The 15,329-nt window shown below is 70.3% G+C and carries 13 protein-coding genes; 1 reads left to right on the forward strand and 12 read right to left on the reverse strand.

The features are described 5' to 3' along the window. Positions 1 to 13: 13 nt before the first annotated feature. From BLQ91_RS15805 to BLQ91_RS15855, 12 genes are all read right to left on the reverse strand, one after another. A complete protein-coding gene (locus BLQ91_RS15805; protein WP_090097571.1) occupies positions 14 to 1,210 on the reverse strand; it encodes a DNA polymerase III subunit delta' in 1,197 nt (398 codons plus the stop codon). A 23-nt stretch (positions 1,211 to 1,233) separates the two neighbouring features. Continuing rightward, on the reverse strand, positions 1,234 to 3,267 hold the full coding sequence (locus BLQ91_RS15810; protein ID WP_090097572.1) for a bifunctional MFS transporter/dTMP kinase: 2,034 nt from the start codon (positions 3,265 to 3,267) through the stop codon (positions 1,234 to 1,236). Between the two features lie 72 nt (positions 3,268 to 3,339). After that, positions 3,340 to 3,756 (reverse strand): hypothetical protein, encoded by a 417-nt coding sequence (locus BLQ91_RS15815; protein ID WP_143022664.1) that lies wholly within the window; start codon positions 3,754 to 3,756, stop codon positions 3,340 to 3,342. Positions 3,757 to 3,772: 16 nt separating this feature from the next. Beyond that, entirely contained in the window at positions 3,773 to 6,535 is a 2,763-nt protein-coding gene (topA, locus tag BLQ91_RS15820) for a type I DNA topoisomerase (protein WP_090097574.1), read from the reverse strand. 141 nt (positions 6,536 to 6,676) lie between these two features. Beyond that, entirely contained in the window at positions 6,677 to 7,249 is a 573-nt protein-coding gene (locus tag BLQ91_RS15825; protein WP_090097575.1) for a hypothetical protein, read from the reverse strand. Positions 7,250 to 7,317: 68 nt separating this feature from the next. Continuing rightward, positions 7,318 to 7,866 carry a hypothetical protein gene (locus BLQ91_RS15830; RefSeq protein WP_090097576.1) on the reverse strand — a complete coding sequence of 183 codons (549 nt, stop codon included), beginning with the start codon at positions 7,864 to 7,866 and terminating at the stop codon, positions 7,318 to 7,320. Between the two features lie 5 nt (positions 7,867 to 7,871). Continuing rightward, positions 7,872 to 8,294 carry a hypothetical protein gene (locus tag BLQ91_RS15835; RefSeq protein WP_090097577.1) on the reverse strand — a complete coding sequence of 141 codons (423 nt, stop codon included), beginning with the start codon at positions 8,292 to 8,294 and terminating at the stop codon, positions 7,872 to 7,874. Positions 8,295 to 8,323: 29 nt separating this feature from the next. After that, complete coding sequence (locus BLQ91_RS43350; RefSeq protein WP_281199485.1) at positions 8,324 to 8,458, reverse strand: hypothetical protein; 135 nt, start codon at positions 8,456 to 8,458, stop codon at positions 8,324 to 8,326. Further along, the gene (locus BLQ91_RS15840) at positions 8,455 to 9,066 is read right to left on the reverse strand and encodes a hypothetical protein (protein ID WP_090097578.1); all 612 of its coding nucleotides are present in this window, start codon (positions 9,064 to 9,066) and stop codon (positions 8,455 to 8,457) included. Before BLQ91_RS15840 ends, BLQ91_RS43350 begins: the two co-directional genes overlap by 4 nt. 81 nt (positions 9,067 to 9,147) lie before the next feature. Further along, a complete protein-coding gene (locus tag BLQ91_RS15845; RefSeq protein WP_090097579.1) occupies positions 9,148 to 9,708 on the reverse strand; it encodes a hypothetical protein in 561 nt (186 codons plus the stop codon). 29 nt (positions 9,709 to 9,737) lie between these two features. Then, complete coding sequence (locus BLQ91_RS15850) at positions 9,738 to 10,310, reverse strand: hypothetical protein (protein WP_090097580.1); 573 nt, start codon at positions 10,308 to 10,310, stop codon at positions 9,738 to 9,740. 66 nt (positions 10,311 to 10,376) lie between these two features. Continuing rightward, on the reverse strand, positions 10,377 to 12,686 hold the full coding sequence (locus BLQ91_RS15855) for a sodium-translocating pyrophosphatase (protein WP_090097581.1): 2,310 nt from the start codon (positions 12,684 to 12,686) through the stop codon (positions 10,377 to 10,379). A gap of 216 nt (positions 12,687 to 12,902) precedes the next feature. Here BLQ91_RS15855 and BLQ91_RS15860 point away from each other — a divergent pair, with 216 nt between their 5' ends. After that, positions 12,903 to 15,200 carry a DEAD/DEAH box helicase gene (locus BLQ91_RS15860; RefSeq protein ID WP_245733452.1) on the forward strand — a complete coding sequence of 766 codons (2,298 nt, stop codon included), beginning with the start codon at positions 12,903 to 12,905 and terminating at the stop codon, positions 15,198 to 15,200. The last annotated feature ends 129 nt before the right edge of the window (positions 15,201 to 15,329 follow it).

Raw genomic sequence — 15,329 nt, forward strand, 5'->3', positions numbered from 1 at the left:
CCCAAGGCAGACCTCACCCACGGTGCAACGTGGTCACCATCGCCTCCACGGCGATCCGAGGCTTGACGTTGACCTCGATGGCCTCCCGGCAAGCCAGGACCGCCTCCAGCCGCCGCAGTATCGACTCCGAGGACCACTGAGCGGCAGCGGTCCGGGAGTCCCCGGCCCGGTCCGGGTGCATCAACGCGGCCTCGGACCCGGTCTTCACCACCAGGGCGTCCCGGTAGAACCCGGCCAGGTCGACCAGAGCCATGTCCAGCGAGTCGCGCTGAGTCCGGGTGGCCCGGGACTTCTGGCGCTTCTCCAGGTCCTTCAACGCTCCCTTGGCCCCACGAGTGGCGGCAGCGGTCCCCTTGCCGGTGCCACCGGCCCCCATCGCGGTCTCCAACGCCTCCCGCTCCGCCTCGTCGCGAGTCTCGTTGGCAGTGGACGCGTCCTCCTCGGCAGCCTTGATCAACTCATCGGCGCAGGTGAAGACGTCCCCAGGACGCCGCAGCGCCAAGGGAATCCGCAGCACGGCCTCACGCCGGGCCCGGGACTGCTCGTCCGCGGCCAGCCGCCGAGCCCGCCCCACGTGCCCGCCGCACACCGAAGCAGCCCACTGGGCCATCTCCGGTGAAACCCCGTCCACGGCTTCCAGCGCCGAGGCGATGGCCGCGGGCCGAGGGGATCCCAAGGACACCAGCCGACAGCGGGACCGGATGGTCACCGACACGTCGTCGGGGTGGTCCGACGGCGCGCACAGCAGGAACACCGTCCGCTCCGGCGGCTCCTCGACTGCCTTCAGCAGGGCGTTGGCGGCACCTTCGGTCAACCGGTCGGCGTCCTCGATGATCACGACCTGCCACCGCCCCGACGTGGGCCGGCGGGCGGAGATCTGGACCAGGGACCGCATCTCGGCCACCGAGATCGACAACCCCTCGGGCGCCACCACGCGCACGTCGGCGTGGGTGCCGTGCAACGTCGTCCGGCAGCCGGTGCACTCGCCGCAGCCGGGGCGGTCGTCGTTCACCACGCACTCCAGGGCCCCGGCGAAGGCGCGGGCGGTGGACGAGCGGCCGGAGCCGGGCGGGCCGGTGAAGAGCCAGGCGTGCGTCATCACGCCGGGTGCCGGAGTGCCGCCCGCGACGATCGCGGCGGCGGCTTCGGCGGCCGCGGACAGCGTTGCCACCGCGTCGGGCTGGCCGACCACCTCGTCCCACACGCTCATGGGTGCAGTCTTCCAGCGGTGGGTCAGACCGCGGCTTCGGGGACCGCGCGCTTGCGGGTCGCGAGCAGCGGCACGACGGCGGAACGGACCCGGTCGGCCACCTCGTCGGCGTCGCCGTCGGCCTCGACCACGACGTAGCGGTCCGGGTCGGAGGCGGCCATCTCGCTCAGCAGCCGCTGGACGCGCCAGTGGTGCTCCGGGCCGAGCCTCTTGCCGTCGGAGACCGGGCGGTCCAGCAGGATCGTCAGGTCGGGGCGCAGGCGGCCCGTCGCCCAGTCCACCAGGCCTTCGAGCTCCTGGTGCTCCAGCGAGCTCGTGGCGGTGAAGTGGGCCAGCGGCGAGTCGACGTAGCGCTCCATCACGACGACGGAGCCTTCTTCCAACGCCGGGCGCACCTGCCGTTCGACGACATCGGCGCGGACGGCGGCGGCTACGAGCGCTTGGGCTCGCACGCCTGCCAGCTCCGCGGAGGACAGCATCGTGCGCAGGCGGCGTTCGTCGTGTTCGGGGTCGGCGGCCAGCAGGACGTCGAGGCCCTCGGCGCGCAACACGGCGGCCAGGCGGCGGGCCTGCACCGACGTGTCCTCGCGGGTGTCGCCCTCGACGGCGATCAGCAGGCCCTTGGTGTGCCGGCGGCCGCGGATGGCCGCGAACAGCGACGACAGCACCCGCTCCTCGCGGCGGTCGTCCATCTGCCGGTACGCGACGAGACCCAGCACGATGGCGATCACGGCACCGCCGAGCATCACCGGACGGCTCGCGTCGACCTCCATCGGGTGGCCGAACACGCTGATCTGCCGCTTCTGCAGCAACGTGAGCAGCAGCGGCGCGCCGCCCGACGCACCGAACAGCACGACCTTCAGCAACGTCTGGATCAGCGCGACCGTGCGGCCGCGCATGTCGTCCTGCACCTGCGAGCCCACGATCGTGAGGCCCGTCAGGAACGCAACGCCCGCGCACGCGCCGACCAGCGCCACCGTCAGCAGCGCGATCCACAGGTGCGGAGCCAGCGCGACCAGCGCGAGCGAGATGCCGGCGAGCACGATCGTGACGCCGAACAGGCGGTTGTAGGCGAGGCGCTGGGCCAGCCGCGGTGCCGTCGCCATGCCGACCGCGAGTCCGAGGAACACGGCCACGAACAGCAGCCCGAACGTCGAGGCGCCGCCGAGCAGCGACAACGCGTACAGCTTGGCCGTGCCGATCACGGCACCGGCCGCGGCGAACGCGCCGATCATGCCGATGAGCAGGCCGCGGACCAGTGGCGTCTTGCCGGCGAACTTCAGGCCTTCGCGGAACATCGCGATGAACCCGGGCTTGTCCTCGTCCTTCCTGCGGTTCGCCGAGATGCGGCCGGACAGCTCCGGCAGGCGGGTCGCGACCAGGACCGCCGAGGTGAAGTACAGCAGGCCGTTGATCACCACCGCGATCGTCGCGACGGTGAACTCCAGGTTCCCGCCCTGCAGGTTCAGGTAGCCGGGGATGCCCGAGATCAGCGAGTACAGGCCGAAGCCGCTGATCGTGGAGATGCCGTAGGTCATCACCAGGCCGAGCTGGTTCGCCGACTCCACCTGGTCCGGGCGGCGCAGCAGGTTCGGCACCGCCGACTCCTTGGCCGGGATCCACAGCATCGCGCAGCAGCCGACCAGGAAGTTCGCGACGAAGAGCCAGATCGGCGAGCCGACCAGCGCGATCGAGATGAACAGCGAGCCGCGCAGGACGTCGCAGACCACCATGACCTTGCGGCGGTCGAACTTGTCCGCGAGCACGCCGCCGATGGGCGCGAAGAGGATACCGGGCAGCAGCTGGGTGAGCACGACCAGCGGCAGCGCGAACGACTGCCACTCGTAGCTCTTCATCATCGTGGAGACCAGACCGGTCAACGCGAGCAGTGACAGCCAGTCACCAACACTGCACAAATAGGTGACGAGCCACAGTCGCCGGAACGGGCGAATGGCGAGCACCGATCGAAGCCGGTGGACCGTGGACACGCTGGACTGGGCCTGCCCTGCCTGGCCTGCCTCGGTCACCGGTGTGTCCGCGTCCTGAATTTCAGTCACCCCTAATCGCCCACTCCCGTGCGATCAGCGTAACCGGATGTGGTGAGTCAGGATGCCGGACTCACAGCACTACTAGCTGAAGATCGCTCCGAGGACGCCGAGCAGGACGAGCACGAAGAACCCGATCACGACCAGGCAGCCGAGGAACGTGGCCACGCCGCTGGCCTGCTGAGTGGGCTGCTGTTGGTGCGGCGCAGGTGTTTGCGCCGCCTGGAGGTACTGCTGGGGCACGAACTGCTGCTGCTGTTCCCGCGGCTGCGGACGCGGGGCGCGCGGCCGGCGCTGTTCCTGCCGCATCTGGGCGTGCAGGGCCTCCCGCACCGCCTCGGCGGGCGCGGGAGGTGTCGGCACCACCACACGTGAGCTGGGAGACGTCCACTGCGGAGCGACCCGGCCGCCCGCCGTCACGAGCCCGGCCAGCGGGTCGGGGAACAGCCGGGGAGGCGGCGGGGCCTGCGTCCCGTCGGGACCGAAGTCGGAACTCGGCACCGCCACCTCCGTCAGCTCAGCTCTTGGACTTCGCCGGCGCCTTCTTGGCCGCGGGCTTCTTCGCCGCGGTGGCCTTCTTGGCCGGGGCCTTCTTCTTGACCGGCCCCTTGGCGCGCTTCTCGGCCAGCAGCTCGGCCGCGCGCTCGTCGGTGATCGTCTCGACGCTGTCCGACTTGCGCAGCGACGCGTTCGCCTCGCCGTCGGTGACGTACGGGCCGAAGCGGCCCTCCTTGATCACCATCGGCTTGCCGGACACCGGGTCGTTGCCCAGCTCGCGCAACGGCGGCGCGGCGGCCGCCCGGCCGCGCTTCTTCGGCTCGGCGTAGATCTTCAACGCCTCTTCGAGCGTGACGGTGAAGATCTGGGCCTCGTCGGCCAGCGACCGCGAGTCCGTGCCCTTCTTCAGGTACGGGCCGTAGCGGCCGTTCTGCGCGGTGATCTCGGCACCCGTCTCCGGGTCCTTGCCGACCACGCGCGGCAGCGAGAGCAGCTTGAGCGCGTCGTCCAGCGTCACCGTGTCCAGCGACATCGACTTGAACAGCGAGCCGGTGCGCGGCTTCGGCGCCTTCGCCTTCGACGTGCCGTTCTCGGCCGGCTCGGGCAGCACTTCGGTCACGTACGGGCCGAAGCGGCCCTCCTTGGCCACGATCTCGTTGCCCGAGACCGGGTCGGTGCCGAGCGAACGACCCTCCTGCGGCGTCGAGAAGAGCTTCTCGGCGATCTCCGCGGACAGCTCGTCCGGCGCCAGGTCGTCCTGCACGTTCGCGCGCTGGGCGGTGCCGTCGACCTCGCGCTCCAGGTACGGCCCGAAGCGGCCGACGCGCACGACGACCGTGCGGCCCTCGGAGTCGCTGAACAGCGGGATCGAGTTGATCTCGCGCGGGTCGATGTCCTCGACACCCGTGCCGACCAGCTTCTTCAGGCCACCGGAGCGGCCGATCGAGCCGTCGGGACCGATGCTGCCGCCGAAGTAGAACCCGGACAGCCACGTCGTGCGGCCCTGACGACCCGCGGCGATGCCGTCCAGCTCGTCCTCGAGGGCGGCGGTGAAGTCGTAGTCGACCAGGCGGCCGAAGTGCTGCTCCAGCAGCCCGACCACGGCGAACGCCACCCAGGACGGGACCAGCGCGGCGCCCTTCTTCCACACGTAGCCGCGGTCCTGGATGGTGCTGATGATCGACGAGTACGTGGAGGGACGGCCGATGCCGAGCTCCTCCATCGTCTTGATCAGCGACGGCTCGGTGTAGCGCGAGGGCGGCGAGGTGGTGTGACCGTCCGCGGACAGCTCCGCGATCGTCAGGTCCTGGTCCTTGACCAGCAGCGGGAGGCGCGACTCGGCGTCGTCGGACTCGCCGCCGGCCTCCGCGTCGACCGTCTCGACGTAGGCCTTGAGGAAGCCGGCGAACGTGATCGTGCGGCCGGACGCGGCGAACGTGACCTCCTGGCCCGTCGCGGCACGCCCCTGGATGCGGATGCTGGTCGTGTTGCCCCGCGCGTCGGCCATCTGGGACGCGATCGTGCGCTGCCAGACCATCTCGTAGAGCTTGAACTCGTCGGAGTCGAGCTCGGAGGCCACCTGACCGGGCGTGCGGAAGACCTCTCCGGCCGGCCGGATCGCCTCGTGCGCCTCCTGCGCGTTCTTGACCTTGCGCGTGTACTGGCGCGGCTTGTCCGCGACGTACTGCGCGCCGTACAGGTCCGTGGCCTGCGTGCGGGCCGCGTTGATCGCCGTCTCCGACAGCGTCGTGCTGTCGGTGCGCATGTAGGTGATGTAGCCGTTCTCGTACAGCTTCTGCGCCGTGCGCATCGTGCGGTCGGCGGAGAACCGCAGCTTGCGGCCCGCCTCCTGCTGCAGCGTCGAGGTCATGAACGGCGCGTACGGCTTGCGCGTGTACGGCTTCTCCTCGACGGAGGAGACCTTGACCGGCGCGTTCTCCAGCCCGGTCGCGATGGCCCTGGCCTGCGCCTCGTCCAGCACGACCACGTCGGTCCTGCCGGTCAGCTTGCCGTCGGAGCCGAAGTCGCGGCCCGTGGCGAGACGGGTGCCGTCGACGGCCACGAGCCGTGCGCCGAACTGGCGCGGCGTGGCGTCCTCACCGGCGTCCATCTGCGCGGAGATGTCCCAGTAGCTCGCCGAGACGAACTTCATCCGCTCTCGTTCGCGCTCCACGACCAGACGCGTCGCCACGGACTGCACACGGCCTGCCGAGAGCTTCGGCATGACCTTCTTCCACAGCACCGGGCTGACCTCGTAGCCGTAGAGGCGGTCGAGGATGCGACGGGTCTCCTGGGCGTCGACCAGGTCCTGGTCGAGGTCGCGGGGGTTGGCTGCGGCGGCCTGGATCGCGGACTCGGTGATCTCGTGGAACACCATCCGGCGGACCGGGACCTTGGGCTTGAGCGTCTCGAGGAGGTGCCAGGCGATGGCCTCGCCCTCGCGGTCACCGTCTGTCGCGAGGTAGAGCTCGTCGACGTCCTTCAACGCTTCCTTGAGCTCGGTGACCAGCGACTTCTTGTCGGCGGAGACCACGTAGAGGGGCTCGAAGTCGTGGTCGACGTCCACGCCGAGCCTGGCCCAGGCCTGGCCCTTGTACTTCGCGGGGACGTCGGCGGCACCGCGCGGCAGGTCCCGGATGTGTCCCCTGGAGGACTCCACGACGAAGTTGCTGCCGAGGTACGAGGCGATCTTGCGCGCCTTCGTGGGCGACTCGACGATCACCAGTCGTCGGGTGCTGCCCCCGCCTCCGCTGCTCTTTTTCGTCCGTGTCGATCCAGCCACTCGCCGTCCCGCTCTCTTCCAAACCCGGTTCCCAGGCCCGCCAGTGTTGCCCAGCGCCGGCCGAAAAGCACACCATCCGTCGTGTGTCCGCGACGCCTGTACGACGTGACAGAGTGACACAACCTTGCCGGACCGCCCGCCTCAGGCCGCCGGCCAGGTGCTCATCGCCACTCCCTGCGGAGGGCTTCCGACCAGCTCAGCGAGCCGCGCCAGCCGTCGCCGGCCGGTCACCCGCAACGCGGGTGCCCCTACCAGGGTGCACGGAAGTCCGGACGCGAGCAGCGCATTTTGCAACGGTAGGTGTGTCTGGGGTGCGTTGGGGTCCAAACCGAGCAGGTAGGCGGATTCCACCCAGCAGCCCGCGGCGAGCGCCCAGACGCGGAGCACCGCGCCGTTGAGCTCGAAGTCGGCGGGCACCTGCTTGACGGAGCCGTCCAGCCAGCGGGCGGCCAGTCCGGTGAGGTCGGTGCGGAACGGGGTGCGGACGAACCGCGTGCCCTCCTCGTTGACGCACAGCTCCGTGGTGACGTCGCGCTCGGCGCACGCCTGCTTGAGCGGCCCGTGGCGCCACTCGTCGCGCAGCTCCACGTACACGCGGGCCGCCGTGCCGCGCGCGAAGCTGACGGCCTGCCCCGGCCCGCAGAGGAAGCCGGCGAGGTCCGCCTTGGCCGGGGTGCGTGCCTCGGCCGAGAAGAAGGACAGCTGCCCAACCACGGCCCACAGGGTAGAACAGACGTTCGACTGTGACCAGTGGTGCGCTTGGGACTACGCCGGTCGAGCGATCACCGCTGCCCGGAGTCCTTCAGCTCGCCGCACGGTGCGGATTTGCTCACCGCCGCCGAGTACTTGGGCGACTTCTCCAACGTGTCGAAGGTCGCCCGCAGCTCTTCCGGACTGCTGACCTGGGAGGTGTCCGCGAGCACCTTCTCGGCGCCTTCCCAGAACCGCGCGTCCGGCTCCAGGGCCGTCACCGGCGCTTTCGCCGCCTCGTAGGACCGCGCCGACTCGCTGAAGTACTTCGTCAGCCGTTCGTGGACGGCCTTCAGCTCGTCCGAGGGCGGCCCGAGCTCGCCGAGCCGCTTCTCGGCCGCGGCGAGCGCGGTGGCGTTCTCGGTGATGAGCTCCAGGTAGGCCGCCTTGACCGCCGCCGGGTCGGCCGGGTCCTGCGCCTGCAGCTCCCTGCCCGCCCTGATGCCGGGCAGCAGGCCGCCGCAGAAGGTGTCGACCCACCGGCCCTGGGCCTCGGTGAGCGGCTTGTCCTCGTCGGAACCGCAGGCGCCGGTCAGCACGGCTGTGCCGACCAGCGCGGCTGCGATCAGGCGCGTCCTCATGAGGCCTATTTTGCTCGGGCCAGGCCCTGCCAGTTCGAGCACACCTCGTTCGCGCGGAACGCCTCGGCGTACTTCGGGGTGGTCGCGATCTGCTCGAACAACGCGGTGACCTGTTCGCCCGCGTTGCCCATCTCCACGGCGACGGACTGTTCGTAGCGCTCCAGGAACGCGCCGTCCGCCGGGAGGGCCGCCAGCCGCGCGGCCACCCGGCCGAAGCCGTCCGCGTCGGTGTTCAGCTCCCGGACCAGCCTGTCCTGCAGGCTCTGCACGTCGGAGCCCAGGGCACCCAGCCCCTGGATGTCGGTCGCGATCTTGCGGTGCGTCGTCGACGCCAGCGAGACCCACCGCACCACGGCGTCCTTGGCCGCGGCCGGACCGGCTCCGGCGATGCCCCGCAGCTCGCGCGACGCGGCCGCGGAGACGCCCATCGGACCGCAGTAGGCCTCGAACCACGCCTTCAGTCGGCGCCGGGAACGTCCGGCGTCGTCGTGGTCGCGGGTGCTGCCTGCTGGACCGGGGCGGGCGGCGACGTGCCGCAGGAAGCGAGGGCGGCCGTGCTCAGCACGGCCGCCACCAGCGAGAACGGTCTCACTGACCGATGATCTTCCCGAGCTTGGTGCGCATCTCGGTGCACTCCGGCGCGTTCTTGACGGCGTCCTTGAGCTTCGGGTCGGCGTCGAGCTTCTTGATCTGGTCCGAGAGCTTCGACGGGTCCGCGGAGTCGCCACCGATCTTCTCGACCTGGGCCATGAAGTCGGGCGCGTTGGCGTCGATCTTGCTGATCTGCTCGCGGACGGTCACGTACTCCTTGGAGCCTTCGCCGAACATCTTGACCAGCTCGTCGTGCATGGCCTGGTGCTCCGGGCCGGGCGCTCCGACGTCCTTGAGCTTCTTCTCCGTGTCGGCCATGGCCTTGCCGCCGGTGTCGAGCAGCTTGAGCATGCCCTCCTTGATCGCCGGCGGGTTCTCGGCGTTGGCGGCGACGACGGTGATGAGCTCGACCGCGCCCGTCAGCACCGGCGTGGTGCCGCTGCAGAACGCGCCGGCCCACTTGACCGGGTCGGCGGCCGACTGGGTCGTCGTCGTGGTGGTCGCGGGCGCGCTGCTGCCCTGCGACGCCGGAGCCGCGCCGCCACCGCACCCGGTGACGACCAGGGCGACGCCCGCGCAGGCGGTGACGAGCGACAAACGTGCGTTCATGGTGGAAAACCCCCAGAAAAAGCTGATCGGACGCCGAACAGTACACGTTCGGGCGATCCGATCAGCCGGGGTTTCCGCTTGTCAGGGGGTGGGCGGGGAGGCCTGCAGGCCCTTGCAGCCGGGAGCCTTCCGCGCGGCCGTGGCGAGGCCCGTCTCGTCGAACTTCCTCTGCACGCCGGCACCCGCCTTCTCGAGCTCACCGGCCTTCGAGGCCATCTCGGTGAAGGCGGTCACGGCCTGGGTCTCGTCGGTGGCCGAGTCGAGCTTCGACTTCGTGTCCGCGAGCAGGACCTTGATCTGGCCCATGCCCTCCTGGGCGGCGGTCGCCAGCTCCTTCGACCTCGGATGCGGGCCGTTCTCCAGCCCCTTGAGGTCCGAGATCGACCTGTCGACCGCGGCGACCTTCGTGCCGAGCCACTCCGACATGCCCGTCTTGAGCTTCGACGGGTCGCTCATGTCGATCGGGGGCTCGTCGGACAGGGACTTCACGGTGCCGTCGACGGCACCGCAGACCTTGTCCATCCACGCGACCACGTCCGCCTCGCTGGCGGTCGGTGCGGAAGACGTGGACGAACCTCCGGTGCTGCACGCGGTGACCGCGAGCAGGCAGCCGGTGAGAAGTGCGATGACTCTGCGACGCATGGGGCGGAAGTTACTCCGAACGGCCTTGCTCAACTCGTCGGCGTGAGGTTGAGGCGCTGCATCTCCTGGCACTTCGGCGCCGTCTGCGTGGCCTTCTGCAGCTCGGGGACGCCCTGGAGGTCGCGCAGCGGGTCGGCGAGCTCGGAGAGCTTGGCGATGGCCTCTCCCGCGGCCTGGAGGCCTCCGGTGGCGTTGTTGGCGTCGGCCTGCTCGACCTTGGTCTTGGCGTCGGTGAAGACGGCGCCGAGCGAGGTGAAGGTCTCCGACATCTTGGTGACGGCCTCGTCGCCGCCCGCGACGGGCGACGGGCCGACGTTCTTCAGGCCCTCCGCGGACTTGGTGAAGGCGTCGGCGAGCTGGCCCATGTAGGCGGCCATCTCGGCCTTGAGCTTGGCGGAGTCGCCGCCGTCGAGCTTGGGGGCGGTCTTCTCCACCTTGGCGAACTCGGACGCGGCGCCGCAGACCTTGTCCATGTAGGCGACTGTCTCGGGGCTGACCGCGCCGCTGGTGGGCGTCGTTGTGGTGCCGGAGTTGCCGCCGTTGGTGCACCCGGCCAGCGCGAGGGCGGCAACAGCGGCAGTGGCGACGAGGCTGCGCCTCATGTCGTGACTCCTCGGTCGGGGTACGTCGGGGAATACCCGAACGTACCCCGGCCGGGGGTGATGGGCCTATGCGGCGCCGTTGCGCACGGTCTCCGCGGGGGTGTCCGTGATCACCGTGCCACGGCGCTTCGACACGACCACCGCACCGACGATGATCAGTGCCGCGACGACGGCGATCGCGATGCGGATCGGGTCGGACGCGTCGTCACCGATGGAGAAGGTGACGATGGCGGGCGCGATCAGCACCGAGACCAGGTTCATGACCTTGATCAGCGGGTTGATGGCCGGGCCCGCGGTGTCCTTGAACGGGTCGCCGACGGTGTCGCCGATGACCGTCGCGGCGTGGGCCTCGGAGCCCTTGCCGCCGTGGTTGCCGTCCTCGACCAGCTTCTTGGCGTTGTCCCAGGCACCACCGGAGTTGGCCAGGAAGACCGCCATGAGCGTGCCGGTCGCGATCGCACCGGCGAGGTACCCGGCCAGCGGGCCGACACCGAGGCCGAAGCCGACGGCGACCGGGGCGAGCACGGCCATCAGACCGGGGGTCGCGAGCTCGCGCAGCGAGTCCCTGGTGCAGATGTCGACGACGCGGCCGTACTCCGGCTTCACCGAGTAGTCCATGATGCCGGGGTTGTCGCGGAACTGGCGGCGCACCTCGAACACGATGGCACCGGCGGCGCGCGTCACGGCGTTGATCGCGAGGCCCGAGAACATGAAGACGACGGCCGCGCCGATGACGACGCCGACGAGCACGTTCGGGCTGAACACCAGGTTGCTGAACGACACGGGCAGGTCGCCCGTGAGGTTGCCGACCTTGGCGATCGCCTGGGTGATCGCGTCCTGGTACGAGCCGAACAGCGCCGTCGCGGCGAGCACGGCCGTGGCGATCGCGATGCCCTTGGTGATGGCCTTGGTGGTGTTGCCGACCGCGTCGAGCTCGGTGAGGATCTGCGCGCCCTCGCCGTGCACGTCACCGGACATCTCGGCGATGCCCTGCGCGTTGTCGGAGACCGGGCCGAAGGTGTCCATCGCGACGATGACGCCGACGGTCGTGAGCAGACCACAACCGGCGAGCGCGATCGCGAACAGCGCGACGATGACCGAACCGGACAGCAGGAACGCGCCGTACACGGCGGCACCGATGACCAGCGCGGTGTAGACGGCCGACTCGAAACCGACCGAGATGCCGGACAGGATGACCGTGGCCGCACCGGTCAGCGAGGTCTCGCCGACCTCCTTGACCGGCTTGTGGTCGGTGCCCGTGTAGTAGCCGGTCAGCCAGAGGATGACGCCCGCCAGCACGATGCCGATGATCACCGCGACGGACGCGATCAGCGCCGGGTTGCCGCTGGTGGCCTTGACCGCGTCGCTGATGCCGTTGAGGTCAGCGAAGGAGCTCGGCAGGTAGGCGAACGCCGCGATGGTGCACAGCACCGCGGAGATGACCGCGGAGATGTAGAAGGAGCGGTTGATGGCCGCCAGGCCGCTCTCGCCCGCCTTCGCCCTCGTCGTGTACACGCCGATGACCGCGGTGAGCACACCGATCGCGGGCACGATCAGCGGGAACAGCAGGCCCTGCACGCCGAACGCCGCGGTGCCGAGGATCAGCGACGCGACCAGCGTCACGGCGTAGGACTCGAAGAGGTCGGCGGCCATGCCGGCGCAGTCACCGACGTTGTCGCCCACGTTGTCCGCGATGGTGGCGGCGTTGCGGGGGTCGTCCTCGGGGATGCCCTGTTCGACCTTGCCGACCAGGTCGGCGCCGACGTCGGCGGCCTTGGTGAAGATGCCACCGCCGACGCGCATGAACATCGCGAGCAGTGCCGCACCGAAACCGAAGCCCTCGAGGACCTTCGGGGCCTGGCCCGCGTAGACGAGCACGACGAGCGCCGCACCGAAGAGACCGAGGCCGACCGTGGTCATGCCGACCACGCCGCCGGTGCGGAACGCGATGCGCGTCGCCTTTTCGCGACCGCCTTCTTCGTTCGCGGCGGCGGCGACACGCACGTTGGCGCGCGTGGACAACCACATGCCCAGGTAGCCGATGGTCGCCGAGAACGCGGCACCGACGATGAAGAACAATGATCGGCCGATTCGTTCGCCCAAATCATCCGCCGGTAGCGCGAACAGCAGCACGAACACGATCACGACAAAGATGCCGAGCGTGCGGAACTGCCGGTTGAGGTAAGCCGCTGCGCCCTCCTGAACCGCCTTGGCGATGTCCTGCATCTTGTCGGTGCCCTGGCCCGCGGCCAGCACCTCCTTGAGCAGCACGTACCCGACGGCGAGAGCAGCCAGGGCGACCACGGCGACCACGGCTACGACGCCGCGATCACCCCCGGAGAGCTCTAGGCCCTCCGCGAGGAAATGCCGGGACATCCGTCCTCCTGGTGAGTTGCCATGTGCAGCGCCGAGGCAGACCGGCCGCCCAGCGCGATGTGACGCATCCCTCATTGGATGCGATGAGCGGGGAGTCTAGGGGGTGGTCGCAACGAGGCGACGAAACGTCCCGATCCGTGCACACACCGTTATCCGCGCAGGAAGTCGAGCTCTGCCCGGCCGGGACTGTCGGTGGTGTGTGCGAAGCTCGGCCTCGTGGTGGATCAGGGACGCCGGTTGCTGGACCGCGTGCTGGCGGGAGTGCCCGCCGGGGAGTCACCCCTCACGCACGCGCGGGATCTGCCGTTGCGGCAGGCAGACCACGTCGAGTGGCCTGCGTGGACAGCTCCCCCGGTCGTCGAGGCGTTCGTCGGGACGGGGGTGCGGGAGCCGTGGCGGCACCAGGTGGAGGCCGCGTCGCTGGCGTGGTCGGGGCAGCACGTGGTGCTCGCGACGGGCACGGCGTCGGGCAAGTCGCTCGCCTACCAGTTGCCCGTGCTTTCCACTCTTTTGGCGGACACGAGGGCCACCGCGCTGTACCTGTCGCCGACCAAAGCCCTTGGCGCGGACCAGCTCCGGTCGCTGGGCGAGCTGGGGATCGAGGGCGTGCGCGCGTCGGCCTACGACGGCGACACCCCGATGGCCGAACGCGACTGGGTCAAGGCGCACGCCAACTGGGTCTTCACCAACCCGGACATGCTGCACCGCGGAATCCTCCCGCAGCACCCGAAATGGTTGCGCTTCTTCCGCCGGCTGAAGTACGTGGTGATCGACGAGTGCCATTCCTACCGAGGTGTTTTCGGTTCGCACGTGGCGTTGTTGATGCGGCGGTTGCGGAGGGTCGCGCGGAAATACGGCGCGGATCCGGTGTTCGTTCTCGCATCGGCCACTGTGGCTGATCCTTCCGGGTCCGCCGAACGATTGCTGGGCGTGCCGGTTTCCGCTGTCGTAAACGACTTTTCGCCCCGCGCGTCGCGCACGGTCGCGTTGTGGGAACCCCCGCTGACCTCTTTGGAAGGTGAGAACGGTGCTCCCGTCCGGCGGTCGGCGGGCGCGGAGACGTCGCGGATCCTCGCGGACCTGGTGGTGGAGGGCGCGCGGTCGCTCGCGTTCGTGCGCTCGCGCCGCGGTGCGGAGCTGACCGCGATCGGCACCCGGCGGATCCTGTCCGAAGTGGACAGCGAGCTGCCGTCGCGGGTGGCCGCGTACCGGGGCGGGTTCCTGCCGGAGGAGCGGCGGGCGCTCGAGAAAGCCCTGACCACGGGCGATCTGCTCGGCGTCGCGACCACGAACGCGCTGGAGCTCGGCGTCGACATCGCCGGGCTGGACGCGGTGGTGGTGGCCGGTTTCCCCGGCACGCTGGCGTCGTTCTGGCAGCAGGCGGGCCGGGCCGGCAGGTCGGGGGACAGCGCGCTGGTGGTGTTCGTCGCGCGCGACGACCCGTTGGACACGTACCTGGTGCACAACCCGTCCGCGGTGCTCGACAGGCCGGTCGAGGCGACGGTCCTGGACCCGCTGAACCCGTACGTGCTGGGCCCGCAGCTGGCGTGCGCCGCGTCGGAGATGCCGCTGACGCAGTCCTGCCTGGACGACTTCGGCGGACCGCTCGCGCAGTCCGTCCTCGAGGAGCTGGTGGCGGAGAAACTGCTGCGCAAGCGCCCTGCGGGCTGGTACTGGGCGTCGCACGACCGCCCGCACGCCGGGGTGGACATCCGCGGCTCCGGCGGCGAGCAGGTGGCCGTCGTGGAGGCCGACTCCGGCCGGATGCTCGGCACGGTCGACCCCGGATCGGCCTGCTGGCAGGTGCATCCCGGTGCGGTCTACCTGCACCAGGGGCGCGCGTACGTGGTCGACGAGCTCGACCTGGACAGCGGCCTCGCGATGGTCCACCGCGAAGACCCGGAGTGGACGACGCAGCCGCGCGACTGCGTGGACATCACCGTGGTGCGCGAGGTCGAACGCGCCGAGTTCGACGGGGTGTCGGTGTCGCTCGGCGAGGTGGAGGTGACGACCCAGGTCGTCGGCTACCTGCGGCGGCTGCCGTCCGGGGTGGTGCTCGACCAGATCCCGCTCAACCTGCCGGAGCAGACGCTGCGGACCCGCGCTGTCTGGTACTCCGTCGACGAGTCGCTCCTGTTCGACGCCGGTGTGGAGGCCAAGCGGATCCCCGGCGCCCTGCACGCCGCCGAGCACGCGGCGATCGGTCTGCTGCCGCTGTTCGCGACGTGCGACAGGTGGGACATCGGCGGCGTGTCGACGGCGGCGCACCCGGACACGGGGATGCCGACGGTGTTCGTGCACGACGGCCACCCCGGTGGCGCGGGCTTCGCGGACCGCGGGCACTCGGCGTTGCGGGCCTGGCTGACGGCGACGAGAGCGGCGATCAGCGCGTGCTCGTGCCCGATGGGCTGCCCGTCGTGCGTGCAGTCGCCGAAGTGCGGCAACGGCAACGACCCGCTGGACAAGGCCGGCGCCGTGCTGGTGCTGGACGTGGTGCTGGGCAAAATCGCCTGACCGGGTGGCCGTTGCCCGGCTACCGTGGCCCGGTGAACGCCTGCGGCTGCAACGCCACCGACCGGACCCGTCGCGCTTAGGCGCGGCTGAGCCCGGCGCACCTGCCCCGACCGGGGTGGTCGCCCCGCC

The sequence above is a fragment of the Lentzea jiangxiensis genome (assembly GCF_900104175.1).
In the GTDB taxonomy this organism is placed as follows: domain Bacteria; phylum Actinomycetota; class Actinomycetes; order Mycobacteriales; family Pseudonocardiaceae; genus Lentzea; species Lentzea jiangxiensis.

What these genes read in the sequence shown, in the direction of transcription:
- BLQ91_RS15855 (WP_090097581.1), bottom strand. Translation starts at nt 12,686, where the DNA reads ATGTCCCGGCATTTCCTCGCGGAGGGCCTAGAGCTCTCCGGGGGTGAT.
- BLQ91_RS15835 (WP_090097577.1), bottom strand. Translation starts at nt 8,294, where the DNA reads ATGGGCGTCTCCGCGGCCGCGTCGCGCGAGCTGCGGGGCATCGCCGGA.
- BLQ91_RS15850 (WP_090097580.1), bottom strand. Translation starts at nt 10,310, where the DNA reads ATGAGGCGCAGCCTCGTCGCCACTGCCGCTGTTGCCGCCCTCGCGCTG.
- BLQ91_RS15840 (WP_090097578.1), bottom strand. Translation starts at nt 9,066, where the DNA reads ATGAACGCACGTTTGTCGCTCGTCACCGCCTGCGCGGGCGTCGCCCTG.
- BLQ91_RS15830 (WP_090097576.1), bottom strand. Translation starts at nt 7,866, where the DNA reads ATGAGGACGCGCCTGATCGCAGCCGCGCTGGTCGGCACAGCCGTGCTG.
- BLQ91_RS15805 (WP_090097571.1), bottom strand. Translation starts at nt 1,210, where the DNA reads ATGAGCGTGTGGGACGAGGTGGTCGGCCAGCCCGACGCGGTGGCAACG.
- BLQ91_RS15845 (WP_090097579.1), bottom strand. Translation starts at nt 9,708, where the DNA reads ATGCGTCGCAGAGTCATCGCACTTCTCACCGGCTGCCTGCTCGCGGTC.